16 protein-coding genes and 1 tRNA gene are annotated in these 12,664 nt (G+C 59.7%); 10 read left to right on the top strand and 7 right to left on the bottom strand.

What is annotated here, in order from left to right; genetic code table 11:
- The first annotated feature begins 109 nt into the window (after positions 1-109).
- Together hisB and hisH are read left to right on the top strand one after the other, a co-directional pair.
- Complete coding sequence (gene hisB, locus MWU53_RS01090) at positions 110-697, top strand: imidazoleglycerol-phosphate dehydratase HisB (protein WP_247089502.1); 588 nt, start codon at positions 110-112, stop codon at positions 695-697.
- Between the two features lie 24 nt (positions 698-721).
- Complete coding sequence (hisH, locus tag MWU53_RS01085) at positions 722-1,360, top strand: imidazole glycerol phosphate synthase subunit HisH (protein ID WP_247089500.1); 639 nt, start codon at positions 722-724, stop codon at positions 1,358-1,360.
- Positions 1,361-1,426: 66 nt separating this feature from the next.
- Here the strand turns inward: hisH and MWU53_RS01080 are convergent, their stop codons facing one another.
- On the bottom strand, positions 1,427-1,810 hold the full coding sequence (locus MWU53_RS01080; RefSeq protein ID WP_247089489.1) for a DUF2147 domain-containing protein: 384 nt from the start codon (positions 1,808-1,810) through the stop codon (positions 1,427-1,429).
- Positions 1,811-1,949: 139 nt separating this feature from the next.
- On the opposite strand from MWU53_RS01080, the gene hisA reads away from it, so the two are divergent.
- From hisA to MWU53_RS01065, 3 genes are all read left to right on the top strand, one after another.
- Positions 1,950-2,672, top strand: coding sequence for a 1-(5-phosphoribosyl)-5-[(5-phosphoribosylamino)methylideneamino]imidazole-4-carboxamide isomerase (hisA, locus tag MWU53_RS01075; RefSeq protein ID WP_247089487.1), 723 nt, complete (start codon positions 1,950-1,952; stop codon positions 2,670-2,672).
- Between the two features lie 302 nt (positions 2,673-2,974).
- Complete coding sequence (gene hisF / locus MWU53_RS01070; protein WP_247089485.1) at positions 2,975-3,772, top strand: imidazole glycerol phosphate synthase subunit HisF; 798 nt, start codon at positions 2,975-2,977, stop codon at positions 3,770-3,772.
- A complete protein-coding gene (locus MWU53_RS01065) occupies positions 3,769-4,083 on the top strand; it encodes a phosphoribosyl-ATP diphosphatase (RefSeq protein ID WP_247089473.1) in 315 nt (104 codons plus the stop codon). The genes hisF and MWU53_RS01065 overlap by 4 nt, the downstream gene beginning before the upstream one ends.
- Before the next feature lie 93 nt (positions 4,084-4,176).
- On the opposite strand, the gene MWU53_RS01060 is transcribed toward MWU53_RS01065, so the two are convergent.
- From MWU53_RS01060 to rlmB, 3 genes are all read right to left on the bottom strand, one after another.
- Positions 4,177-4,620, bottom strand: a complete 444-nt coding sequence (locus MWU53_RS01060; protein WP_247089471.1) for a CoA-binding protein — start codon at positions 4,618-4,620, stop codon at positions 4,177-4,179.
- Positions 4,621-4,826: 206 nt separating this feature from the next.
- Entirely contained in the window at positions 4,827-5,300 is a 474-nt protein-coding gene (locus MWU53_RS01055; RefSeq protein ID WP_247089468.1) for a YHS domain-containing (seleno)protein, read from the bottom strand.
- 75 nt (positions 5,301-5,375) lie between these two features.
- Positions 5,376-6,158, bottom strand: coding sequence for a 23S rRNA (guanosine(2251)-2'-O)-methyltransferase RlmB (gene rlmB / locus MWU53_RS01050; RefSeq protein ID WP_247089466.1), 783 nt, complete (start codon positions 6,156-6,158; stop codon positions 5,376-5,378).
- A 149-nt stretch (positions 6,159-6,307) separates the two neighbouring features.
- On the opposite strand from rlmB, the gene MWU53_RS01045 reads away from it, so the two are divergent.
- Positions 6,308-6,391, top strand: a tRNA-Tyr gene (locus MWU53_RS01045).
- 21 nt (positions 6,392-6,412) lie between these two features.
- On the opposite strand, the gene MWU53_RS01040 is transcribed toward MWU53_RS01045, so the two are convergent.
- From MWU53_RS01040 to hpaR, 3 genes are all read right to left on the bottom strand, one after another.
- Entirely contained in the window at positions 6,413-6,622 is a 210-nt protein-coding gene (locus MWU53_RS01040) for a hypothetical protein (RefSeq protein ID WP_247089464.1), read from the bottom strand.
- Between the two features lie 41 nt (positions 6,623-6,663).
- Positions 6,664-7,782 (bottom strand): aminodeoxychorismate synthase component I, encoded by a 1,119-nt coding sequence (locus MWU53_RS01035; protein ID WP_348647016.1) that lies wholly within the window; start codon positions 7,780-7,782, stop codon positions 6,664-6,666.
- 98 nt (positions 7,783-7,880) lie between these two features.
- Positions 7,881-8,333 (bottom strand): homoprotocatechuate degradation operon regulator HpaR, encoded by a 453-nt coding sequence (gene hpaR / locus MWU53_RS01030; protein WP_247089461.1) that lies wholly within the window; start codon positions 8,331-8,333, stop codon positions 7,881-7,883.
- Positions 8,334-8,436: 103 nt separating this feature from the next.
- Here hpaR and hpaE point away from each other — a divergent pair, with 103 nt between their 5' ends.
- The 4 genes from hpaE (at position 8,437) to hpaH (ending at position 12,609) form a co-directional block, all read left to right on the top strand.
- Positions 8,437-9,945 (top strand): 5-carboxymethyl-2-hydroxymuconate semialdehyde dehydrogenase, encoded by a 1,509-nt coding sequence (gene hpaE, locus MWU53_RS01025; protein ID WP_247089452.1) that lies wholly within the window; start codon positions 8,437-8,439, stop codon positions 9,943-9,945.
- Positions 9,946-10,030: 85 nt separating this feature from the next.
- Positions 10,031-10,873, top strand: coding sequence for a 3,4-dihydroxyphenylacetate 2,3-dioxygenase (hpaD, locus tag MWU53_RS01020; RefSeq protein ID WP_247089450.1), 843 nt, complete (start codon positions 10,031-10,033; stop codon positions 10,871-10,873).
- An 84-nt stretch (positions 10,874-10,957) separates the two neighbouring features.
- Entirely contained in the window at positions 10,958-11,812 is an 855-nt protein-coding gene (locus MWU53_RS01015) for a fumarylacetoacetate hydrolase family protein (RefSeq protein WP_247089448.1), read from the top strand.
- A complete protein-coding gene (hpaH, locus tag MWU53_RS01010) occupies positions 11,809-12,609 on the top strand; it encodes a 2-oxo-hept-4-ene-1,7-dioate hydratase (RefSeq protein WP_247089446.1) in 801 nt (266 codons plus the stop codon). Before MWU53_RS01015 ends, hpaH begins: the two co-directional genes overlap by 4 nt.
- Positions 12,610-12,664 lie beyond the last annotated feature (55 nt).

Below are 12,664 nucleotides of genomic sequence, written 5' to 3'. Positions count from 1 at the left end.
GACCGGATTTGGGGCGTGCAGACCACAGCGCCCCTTTTCGTTCCGTTTGCTGTCTTTTCGCCGCCGCCTCGCCCCCCTATAAGGGGCGCAGGTAATAAAAGGACATGCCATGCGGCGCGCTACGATCACTCGCAAAACCGCTGAAACCGCAATCTCGGTCGAGCTGAACCTCGACGGGACCGGTCAGTATGACAACCAGACCGGTGTGGGCTTCTTTGATCACATGCTGGATCAGCTGTCGCGCCACTCGCTGATCGACATGACGATCCGCGCCGAAGGGGATCTGCATATCGACGACCACCACACAGTCGAAGACACTGGGATTGCCATTGGGCAGGCGCTGGTTGAAGCGCTTGGCGACAAGAAGGGCATCCGACGCTATGGCGAATGTCACCTGCCAATGGATGACGCGCAGGTACGTGCGGCGCTGGATCTGTCCGCCCGCCCGTTCCTGATCTGGAATGTCGAGTTCGCCGCCCCCAAGATCGGCAACTTCGACACCGAACTGGTGCGCGAGTTCTTCCAAGCTCTGGCGACCCACGGCGGCATCACGCTGCACATAGACCAGATCCACGGCTTCAATGCGCACCACGTTGCCGAAGCAGCGTTCAAGGCTGTGGCACGCGCCCTTCGCGTGGCCGTCGAAACCGATCCGCGCAAAGCGGACGCCATCCCCTCGACCAAGGGTGCGCTGTAGAGCCCACCCGACCCGGAGACTGATATGCTGACCGTGATCATCGACTATGACAGCGGCAACCTGCACTCGGCCGAAAAAGCGTTTCAGCGCATGGCGGCCGAGACAAATGCGGGCGACGTAATCGTATCAACCAAGCCCGAGGATGTCGCCCGCGCTGACCGGATCGTTCTGCCCGGCGACGGGGCTTTCCCGGCGTGTCGCCAACAGCTGTCCGATCATCGCGGCATCTATGAAGCGCTGGAAGAGGCTGTGATCCGTCAGGGCCGCCCCTTTATGGGGATCTGCGTCGGTATGCAGATGCTGGCCACGGTTAGTCACGAATATCAGGACACGGACGGGTTTGATTGGATCAAGGGCCACGTGCGGAAAATCACGCCCGCGGACCCGGCGCTGAAAGTGCCGCATATGGGCTGGAACGATCTGGTGATCGATAGCGATCACCCGGTCCTTGATGGTGTGACGACCGGCGATCACGCCTATTTCGTGCACTCATATCACTTCGTCGTGGATAACGCCGCTGAACGTCTGGCCCATTGTGATTATGCTGGCGACATCACCGCCATTGTCGGGCGCGACAACCTGATCGGCATGCAGTTCCACCCAGAGAAAAGCCAGGCCGCAGGGCTTCGGATGATCGCCAACTTCCTGACATGGACACCATAAACGAAAAGGGCGCCAAACTGGGCGCCCTTTGCTTATCAAGTACTGGCTACGAAAATCGTCAGCGCGTTACTGCACACGCGACCATGTCTGCTTTTTGCAGATCGGCCCAAAACAGCCCGCGACTTTCAACGTCGATCCTGAAAGCGTCATCTTCGACTTATAAACCTTGTCCGTCGACGGCTGCCAGATTTTGCCACCCGAATACTTGCCGTTGCCATTGGCTTGCATATCCCAAACCAATTGCTTCCCAATATTGGGCGTACTGATCTCTCCGCTTGCATCAAAGGCTTTGGAAATCACACCACACAAAGCGGCCCCGCATTGCGAGAAGGTGACATGTGCATAAGCACCATCGTCCACCTGCGTTTTCCACACACCCAGCACCGGTTCAGCCATCGCTGGCCCTGCTAATCCAACCGCCAACGCCGCTGCTGCAATCACTCGTTTCATAGTTACCTCCCTATTTTGCGGATATCCTGACGCGCGGACTGGCGCTGTGGCAAGTATGACGTGGCGGGAGGTCGCGCTTGGCTTTCCCCCTAGTCCGTGCAAAAAGCAGCGCAAACGACAGTTTAACGGAGCGCCTGCCATGATCCTCTATCCTGCCATCGACCTGAAAGACGGCCAATGCGTACGCCTGCTGCGCGGCGAGATGGAAGAAGCCACCGTGTTCAACGACAACCCGGCAGCTCAGGCGCGGGCGTTTCAGGACGCAGGTTGCGAGTGGATTCACCTTGTCGACCTGAACGGCGCCTTCGCGGGCGAGCCGGTGAACGGCGCTGCGGTCGAAGCCATCTTGGGCGCCATCGACGTCCCCGCCCAGCTGGGTGGCGGCATCCGTGACATGGCCACCATCGAAGGCTGGATCGAAAAAGGTCTGTCCCGCGTGATCCTTGGCACCGTCGCCGTCGAAAACCCCGATCTGGTCCGCGAAGCCGCCCGCGCTTTCCCCGGCAAGGTCGCCGTTGGCATCGACGCCCGTGACGGCCGCGTCGCCACCAAAGGCTGGGCCGAGGAAACCGACGTCATGGTCACCGACCTTGCCAAGTCGTTCGAGGACGCGGGCGTCTGCGCCATCATCTATACCGACATCAACCGCGACGGTGCGATGCAAGGCCCGAATACCGAGGCGACGGCCGATCTGGCCCGCGCAGTCTCGATCCCCGTCATCGCATCAGGCGGCGTCAGCTCGTTGGACGACCTGCGCGCGCTGAAATCCTGCGGCGCGTCCCTGGACGGCGCCATCTCGGGCCGCGCGCTTTATGACGGTGCAATTGATTTGAAAGAGGCGTTGGGGGTTTTGAAAGGCTGATGGGATTTAAAGGGCTGTATATTTGGCTTGGAGGAACTCTTATCCTCTGCCTCATACCAGTCCTTGGTGTGATCCTCTCGTCGTCATTTGCTGACTGGCGCGGCTGTACGTTACATGAAGGCTTCGAGAACCCCTGCGTCTTCCTGGGATTCGATTTTGGGGGCGTGTTATATGCCGGATTTGTATCTGGCTGGTTTATGCTGATCACACTTCCAATTGCTCTCGTACTTCTGGTTGCCCTACTTATTGTGGCGGTATTTCATCTGATTTCGTATCAGCGAAAGAAGGGTTAATAGTAACTTATGCTGAAAACTCGCATCATCCCCTGTCTCGACGTGGCCGAGGGCCGCACGGTGAAAGGCGTCAACTTCGTCGATCTGATCGACGCAGGCGACCCGGTGGAACAGGCGCGCGCCTATGACGCCGCCGGTGCCGATGAACTCTGCTTCCTCGATATCAAGGCGACCCACGAAAACCGCGGCACCATGTATGATTTGGCCACCCGCACAGCCGAACAGTGCTTCATGCCGCTGACCATCGGCGGAGGTGTGCGCAGCCCGGAAGACGTGCGCGACCTGCTGCTGGCAGGCGCGGACAAGGTCAGCTTCAACTCGGCCGCCGTGGCCGACCCGGACGTGATCGCACGTGCCGCAGATCGTTTTGGTAGCCAGTGCATCGTGGTCGCCATCGACGCCAAGACCATTGGCCATGATGCGGATGGAAAGCCCAACAAATGGGGCATCTTCACCCATGGCGGGCGCAAACCTGCACTGGATGCAGACGGCACCCCGATTGATGCAGTCGCGTTCGCCAAGCTAATGGAAGCCAAGGGCGCGGGCGAGATCCTGCTGACCTCGATGGACCGCGACGGCACCCGCGCAGGTTTCAACCTGCCGCTTACCCGCGCCATTTCTGACGCGGTGCATGTGCCCGTGATCGCCTCGGGCGGGGTTGGCAATCTGGACCACCTTGTCGAAGGCGTGACCGAAGGCGGCGCAAGCGCCGTGCTGGCCGCATCCATTTTCCACTTTGGCGACTACACCATCCGCGAGGCCAAGGAACACATGGCCGCCGCGGGCATCCCGATGAGGCTGACATGAGCATCCTGACCCAACTGGCAGCCACCATTGAAGAGCGCAAATCCGCAGATCCAGACAGCAGCTGGACCGCCAAGCTTCTGGCCAAAGGCCCGGAAAAATGCGCCGAGAAGTTCGGGGAAGAAGCCATCGAGGCCATCATCGCCGCTGCCAAGAACGACCGCGAGAACCTGACCGCCGAGGCCGCCGACGTGCTCTATCACCTGCTCGTCATGCTCGCCGCCCGCGACGTGGCACTGGAGGACGTCCTCGCCGAGCTTGAGCGCCGCGAAGGCACCTCGGGCATTGCGGAAAAAGCGGCCCGCAAACCCTAAGCATATCTTTTTCTTGCTTTAAATATCCCGGGGTGAGCGGTCCCACCGCGAGGGGCAGCGCCCCTCAGGCTCACAACGTGAGCCACCGAAAGCCTATCCTGCCAACGCTTCCGCCCCAATCAGTCGCGGGTATTCAATCGCCGGACAGCGATCCTCGACCACTTCAATCCCGCGAGCTTCGGCCTTGGCTCGCGCGGGCGCGTTGAAAATCTCCAACTGCATCCAGACAGTGCGCAGATTCGGCAGATGCGCCAGCGCCTCGTCCACAAGTGGTTCAATCGCCTCGGACCGGCGGAAAAGGTCGATCATGTCGGTCTCTTCCGGCAGATCTGCAATCGACGCCACCACGGTCTCACCAAACATCTCTTGCCCGGCCAGTCCGGGGTTCACGCCAATCACGCGATAGCCTTTCTCTGTCAAAAAGCGAGCAACGCGGTACGACGCGCGTTTGGGCTTGTGCGACAGGCCGACAAGGCCGATCACGCGAGTCGAGGTCAGGATGTTGCGCAGGCGGGTATCGATATCTGTCTGGGTCATATGCCCCAACTAAGCACCACGCACGACCATTCCAAGCCCACAATGGAAAAAGCGCCCGAGGGGAGTATGCCTCGGGCGCAGTTGGTGGAACGAGGGACAGTGAATGAGGTTTCAGGCGTTCCACGGCCTGGCCTCTGTTAGTCAGATATGGTGGCTAGGTGGAATTGGAAGGGGTGGTAAAACACTTGTGATCCACCCGTCAGACATCAGCCCTCAAGAATACCCGGCCAATTCGCGTTGCCTTTGGCGATATTGCCGGGGATGTCCTGTAACCACAGCTCGCGCGCGCGCAAGCTGAAATTCAGGTAAAGCTTGTCGTCAAAAACGGTCCAAGCCTCGGGCACGGTGGGCGCGATATAGCCTTTGCTGGCCGCATAGGCGCAGTAGCCACCGAATTGCGGGGCGTATTTGGCGGGATCGGTCGCGAACATGTCGCGAGTTTCCGCGCTGGAAAACAGCACCGTGGCACCTTCGTAGTCCAACGAGAGCTCGGCAACGCCCGGCGTCGGAGCACCCTTGGTGAAATAGGCCACGGGGTCATGCCCATCCCAAGCGATGCCATCTTCGGCATAGACGGGTGGGTTGGCGGCAAAAGCCGGCCGCGTCAGAAGCGTCGCCCCCATGGGCAAAGCAATCAGACCGGACAGAACATGACGGCGGGACAGGGACAGTTTCGACATTGGGACCTCCTTTTTCGGTTGTCCCTAATCTGCGCTGCCCCGGTGAATATTACAGCCCCACCCACAACAAGGTGATCACCGCGTGAGGCGCGTGGCGTAAAGCGCAACGGCTGCCGCGTTTGACACATTGAGCGAGCCAAAGTCGCGCGCAAACGGGATTTTCACCAGCGCGTCACAGGTCGCCTTGGTCTTTTCGCGCAGCCCCGGCCCTTCGGCCCCCATGACCAACGCGACAGGCCGATCCGGACGGGCGGCCAATGCCTCTTCAATGGTCTCGGTCGCCTCGCCATCCAAGCCAAGAACCACAAAACCCATTTTGCGCAGCTCTTCCATTGATTCAGCCAGATTGCGCACGCGCAGATAGGGCTGACGCTCCAACGCGCCCGAAGCGGTCTTGGCCAGTGCGCCTGTCTCAGGCGCGGATCCGTGTTTCGTCCCGATCACGGCACTTGCCCCGAACACCTCGGCCGAGCGCAGGATCGCGCCAACATTATGCGGGTCTGTTACACGATCGAGCATGACGACCACGGGCATCTTACCCTCACCACCAATCACGCGACTGGCGAAGTCGCCCCAGTTCAGGGGCTTCACTTCCAGTGCCGCGCCCTGGTGAACAGAATTAGGATCAATCGGCGCCGGAAAACTGCGCGGGTCTGCCATTTCAGGCGTCATTCCGGAAGCCTCGATCGCGTCCGCCAGTTTGTCGCCCGCGTTTTTCGTCACAATCAACCGCAACCGCTCGCGGTCCGGGTTCATCAGCGCATCGCGCACCGCATGCAGCCCGAAAAGCCACACGGTTTCAGACGCCGCCTGACGCTTGTCTTTTTCTTTTTTGACGACCCATTTTGGCTTTTTCATCACGCGATCCGCTGGAAGTTTTTCAAGGCCCGGACAATGCGCCATGGCTTTCTGAAGGACAAGTGCATTTGGGTGATTTTTCGTATTGACGCGGCAAGCTGCCCGCGATACCTAGCCCCACGTTCAGCGCAGATAGCGCAGGAAAAAGTGGGCGACAGGCCGCAAGGTGTGGCAGGGGACTGTAACTCCCTCGAGGCGACTCACGCTTGGTTCGATTCCAAGGTCGCCCACCATTTTCCCTCAGATGCTAGATGTTAGCTCTTCACTTCTACATCGAAAAACACCCACAAGATCAGCATCACTGCGAACGGTGACCAAGCTAGAGAAAGCAGCCACCATGGCCATGGATTGTGGCCTCGCCGCCTTGCCATTTCACCGACCGTCTTAAACAGCCAGACGATGAGCCAAATGATTGCGATGACGTAGGCAATCATTGCCAGAGAAGCGATAAAATCAATAAACACGTTGGTAATTGCCTTAACAAAGAAACACCTTAAAGGTGTATTTAACCTCGCTGCAACCGCGACGCAAACCGCGCCTTCCACAGCGCCTCTTCATATTCCGACGCTGCGGTGCTGTCATAGACCAGCCCCCCGCCCACGTTCAGGGTTGCCTCCTGCCCATCCAGCAAGAGCGTGCGGATTGCGACGTTGAATTCGGATCGTCCATCGGGGGCCATCCAGCCGATCGAACCGCAATAGATGTCACGCGGGTTGGGTTCCAGCTCGGCGATGATTTCCATCGCGCGCAGCTTGGGCGCACCGGTGATTGACCCGCAGGGGAAGAGCGCACGCAGGATGTCGGACAAGCGCGTCCCCGGCTCCATCTGGCCGCGGATCAGCGACACCATCTGGTGCACCGTCTCGTAGCTTTCGACGGTGAACAGCTCGGGCACATGAACGCTGCCCGCTTCGCAGATGCGCGAGATGTCGTTGCGCAGAAGGTCGACGATCATCAGGTTCTCGGCCTGATTTTTCTCGTCCGATTTCAAAAATACCGCGCGGGCGGCGTCTTCGACAGGGTCCGAGCTGCGCGGCTGGGTGCCTTTCATTGGACGGGTCTCGATCATTCCGGCAGCATCCGTGCGAAAGAACAGCTCGGGCGAGCGGGACAGGATGGCGGGAAGGCCCTCGGCCTGCACCAGCGCGCCATATTGCACCGGCTGCAAGCGCGTCAGCGCATGATAGAGCGCTTGCACGTCGCCTTGCGCCCTACCTCGGATCGGGAAAGTTAGATTGACCTGATAGGTATCGCCCGCGCAGATATAATCATGCACCGCCTGAAATCCGCGCGCATAGGTGTCGGCATCCCAGTCAGGCGTCAAACCGGACCGCGCAGCATCGCCTGCCTGAAGCGCAGGCGCGGGGGTGGGTCCGTCATAAGGGCCGAACATCAGAAGCGGCAGGCGTCGGTTGGGTTTCAGCAGGGGCTCAAGACGCGGTTCCAGCGCATAGCCCAGCTCGTAGCTTGCAAATCCCGCCAGCCATGCCCCGCTTTTCTGCGCCTGATCCAAACGGTCCAGCGCATCAGGCACATCGTCCAGCGACCACGCCACGATCTGATCCTGCGGGGCCGTGAACAGCCCAGCACCCCCATCCGGTCCATGATCAAATCTGATGTCCACCTGCTAAGCCTCCGCTGCGAAACGGTGATACCCTTCTGCGGGGTACACCTGCGGACGAAAGGCGGCGTTTGCAAGCCTTTATGCGCCAGAAGTGCGAATCACAGCTTGGCAGATTGCAACTTTTCCAGAAGGTCCAGAAGCTGCTTCACCTCGTCTTCGCCCATATGCGCCTCAATCCGGGCGGCGATGTCGTTGGCCAGATGCAGGTTATCGCGCACGATGGCACGCCCCTTGTCGGTGATCGTGACCAGCGTACGGCGCTTATCCTTGGCGTCCGACTGGCGCGATATCAGGCCATCAGCCTCCATCCCGCGCAGGATCCGCGTCAGGCTGGGAAGAAGCAGGCAGGCCTCTTTCGCGATGGTGCTTTGTTCGACCTCGCCCAGTTCGTCTAGCGTACGCAGGATGCGCCATTTCTGTTCGGTTAAGCCAAGCTCGCCCAGCATATCGCGAATCGGCTGCATCACCACCTCGCGCGCCCGAAGAAGCGAGATCGGCAGCGAACGCGAGGTGCTGGGAAAGCCGGAGTGGGTCGAATTTTTCGTGGTCATGAGGGTGTTATAGCAAGCGGCAGGAAATGAACAAAGCAACTATTTGACAGGGCGCGCGCTATTAGTTAACATCGCAATTAATTACTGAACGTATGAGGGCGACATGTCGGATCTGGACAGCAATCTTTCGAAACTCGCGGGCTATCTTGAGCGGTTCCGTGCGAGCGGGATCAAAAACCGGATCGCGGGCGAAGATCGGGACGGCGCAGCGGGCGTGTTCCAGACAACCAGCCCGGTGGACAAGTCGGTGATCTGCGATGTGGCCCACGGTACGGCAGATGACATAGACGCCGCGGCCAACGCTGCTCATGAGGCCTTTGCAGTCTGGCGCGACATGCCCGCGACAGAGCGTCGCCGTATCCTTCTGAACGTCGCCGACGCCATCGAAGCGCGCGCTGAAGAGATCTCGCTATGCGAATGCTGGGACACCGGCCAAACCCTGCGTTTCATGTCGAAAGCCGCCCTGCGCGGGGCCGAGAACTTCCGATATTTCGCTGATCAGGTCATTCAGGCCCGCGACGGGCAGCACCTGAAATCGCCCACGCTGATGAACGTCACCAGCCGCACGCCGATCGGCCCGGTGGGCGTCATCACCCCGTGGAACACACCTTTCATGCTGTCCACGTGGAAGATCGCCCCGGCCCTGGCCGCGGGCTGCACTGTGGTGCATAAACCCGCCGAAGACAGCCCCCTGACCGCCCGCCTGCTGGTCGAGATCGCGGAAGAGGCCGGCCTGCCCAAGGGGGTGTTGAACACCGTGAACGGCTTCGGGCCCGACGCTGGTAAGGCATTGTGTGAACATCCAAAAATCAAGGCGATTGCCTTTGTCGGCGAAAGCCGCACCGGCAGCCTGATTGTGAAACAGGGCGCCGACACACACAAGCGTAACCATCTGGAACTGGGCGGAAAAAACCCCGTGATCGTCTTTGACGATGCCGATCTGGATCGCGCACTGGATGCGGTGATCTTCATGATCTACTCGATCAACGGCGAGCGCTGCACCTCCTCGTCGCGCCTGTTGGTACAGGACACGATCAAGGAAGAGTTCGAGGCCAAGCTCGCCCTGCGCGTGAACAACATCAAGGTTGGCCATCCGCTGGATCCCGCGACCGAAATCGGCCCACTGGTGACCAAGGAACACTACAACAAAGTGACGTCCTATTTCGACATCGCCAAGGAAGACGGTGCGACTGTGGCCGCAGGTGGCGTGAAAGTTGGCGACGAAGGCTATTTCGTGCGCCCGACACTGTTCACCAACGCAACCAACCAGATGCGCATCGCGCGCGAAGAAATCTTTGGCCCGGTTCTGACCTCGATCCCCTTCTCGACGGAAGACGAGGCGCTGTCGATTGCCAATGATACTGAATACGGCCTGACGGGCTATGTTTGGACCAACGACCTGACCCGCGCACTGCGCTTCACAGACAGGCTGGAAGCGGGCATGATCTGGGTGAACTCGGAAAACGTGCGTCACCTGCCGACCCCGTTTGGCGGTGTGAAAGCCTCGGGTATCGGGCGCGACGGCGGCGACTGGTCGTTCGAATTCTATATGGAGCAAAAGCACATAGGATTTGCCACCGGCCAACACAAGATCATGCGGCTAGGCGCATAAGCCTTCTCATTTTCTTGTCATAAATATCTCGGGGAGTTTGAGGGGCTGGCCCCTCAATCCCACCCAGACCACAGGAGGAGACCCAATGGGACAGATCGTTCAAGCTGCGAAAATCACCCATGTGCCAAGTATCTGGATGTCCGAAACTATGCCGCAGTACAAAGGTATCCGGCAGTCGGCTGTCGATGGCTATGCCAAACTGAGGCAGGATGCGATTGACCGGGGCGTCGATACGTTCATCGTGTTCGACACCCATTGGATCACCAATCAGGGCTTCCACCTGAACGCCAAGCCCCACCACAAGGGCCGCTTCATCAGTCACGAACTGCCGCACATGCTGGCGGATATGGAGTTTGACTATCAAGGCGACAGCGAGCTGGCACAGAGCATCCTGAGCGTGCTTGAGGAACGCGGCGAGCGCGCGTTGGGCCATGCGCAGCCCGATTTGGGCATGGAATACGGGACGCTTCTGCCGATGCACTTCATCAACAAAGGCGTAAACGCCCGCGTACTGCCCATTGCCGTAAACCAGTTTTCGTCCATCGAGGAAAACCGCCGTTGGGGCGCGGCCATTGCCGAAGGGATCAAGCGGTCGGACCGCAAGGTGGCGATCTTCGCCTCAGGCTCGCTTAGCCATGATTTCACACCCAACGAGCGCTCGGTTGACGGGCTGAACTCGGTGAATGGCGAATTCAACCGCCAGATGGACCTGCGCGTTCTTGAGCTTTGGGAAAACGGCAAATGGGCCGAGTTCCTCGACCTGTTGCCCGACTATGCGGTCAAGTGCACCGGTGAATGCGCGATGAACGACACCGCGCTTCTGTTCGGCGCATTGGGCTGGAAAGACTACGAGGGAAAGATCGACATCTACACGCCTTACTTTGGCAGCTCCGGCACCGGACAAGCCAATATCAGCTTCTCGGTCTGAACCCACAGATCGGAAATTTTGAAATTTCCGCGCCGTTTTCGTGCACGAAAACGGAGAACAACGCGCAGGCAAGGAATGAATTTCATGCGTTTTGCAACCTACACGGCCAATGGCGAGACCTTTTTTGGCGCGATCACGGATGAGGGCGCGGTTGCGCTGAACGACGCCTTCCCCGATCACGCAAGCCTCTACGAGGTTATTGCCGCCGGGCAATTTGACGCGCTGGCCTCTGCTGCCAAGGGTCGCGACGTTACCCACACGGACTATACGTTCGAGATGGTCATGCCCGACACCCGCCGCATCCTCTGCGTGGGCGTTAATTTCCCGGATCGGAACGCCGAATACAAAGACGGCAGCGCACAGCCGAAATATATGTCGCTGTTCCCGCGCTTCGCCAGCGGGTTCACGGGCCACAATCGCCCGCTGATCCGTCCGCCAGAGAACCACACGTTGGATTACGAGGGCGAGGTTGCCATCGTGATTGGCAAAGCGGGCCGCAGGATTGCGGCGGAGGACGCCTATGACCACATCGCGGCGCTAACCCTGTGCAATGAAGGTACGATCCGTGACTGGGTGCGTCATGCCAAATTCAACGTCACCCAAGGCAAGAACTGGGACCGCTCCGGCGCGATTGGCCCGTGGCTGGTGCCCTTCACTGACGCCACCCAACTGGATGACGCACGCATTCAGACCCACGTGAACGGAGAGCTACGCCAAGACGATACCCTCAATCGCATGATGTTCCCGATCCGCGAGGAAATCGCCTATATCTCGACCTTCATGACGCTGCAGCCCGGTGATGTGATCGTCACCGGCACCCCCACGGGCGCAGGCGCGCGGTTTGATCCGCCCAAGTATCTTGTGCCCGGCGATGTGGTCGAAGTGTCGGTCGACGGGATTGGCACGCTGTCGAATACGATCGAGGACGAAGTCGTATGACGCCAGAAGATCACGCCCGCGCCGCCGCCGATTTGCTCGCCGCTGAGCAGACCCGCGACCAGATCGGACTGTTGACCAAGCGCCACCCGGAAATGGGAATGGACGATGCCTATCAGGTGCAGAACGCGATCTACCGCGCCAAGCTGGGCGCGGGGCGTAAGGTGATCGGCTGGAAGATCGGGCTGACCTCGAAAGCGATGCAATATGCGCTGAACATCGACATTCCGGACAGCGGCATCCTGTTTGACGACATGCTGTTTGAGAATGATGCGACGGTACCTGCGGGCCGGTTCATCCAACCCCGGATCGAGGCCGAGATTGCGTTCGTGATGAAAGACGCCATCGGGGGCGATGATGTCACCCGCGAGGACGTGATCGCCGCGACCGACTATGTCGCGCCCTCGATCGAGATCCTGGACACCCGCATTCAGCGCGTCGACCCAGAGACCGGTGCAACTCGCACCGTCTTTGACACGATCAGCGACAATGCAGCCAACGCCGGGATCGTACTTGGCACCGTACGCCATGCGGTCGACGCCTTTGACCTTCGCTGGGTCGGCGCCATCACCTCGCGCAATGGCGAGGTCGAGGAAACCGGGCTGGGTGCAGGGGTTCTGAATGATCCGGTGGAAAGCGTCGTCTGGCTGGCACGCCGCATGGCGCAATATGGGCAAAGCATTGAACCGGGGCAGATAATTCTGTCGGGCAGCTTCATCCGCCCCGTCGAATGCCCCTCGGGCACCGGTATTCACGCGGATTTCGGGCCGTTTGGCAGCGTGGACATCCACTTCGCCTGACCGCTGCGACCGCAAAACCCCTTGCTGACGGGCCGCCCATCCCGTTATCTCGATC

It is taken from the genome of Aliiroseovarius sp. S1123, assembly GCF_023015885.1.
In the GTDB taxonomy this organism is placed as follows: Bacteria; Pseudomonadota; Alphaproteobacteria; order Rhodobacterales; family Rhodobacteraceae; genus Aliiroseovarius.
This window is presented reverse-complemented; position numbering and strand designations above follow the sequence as displayed.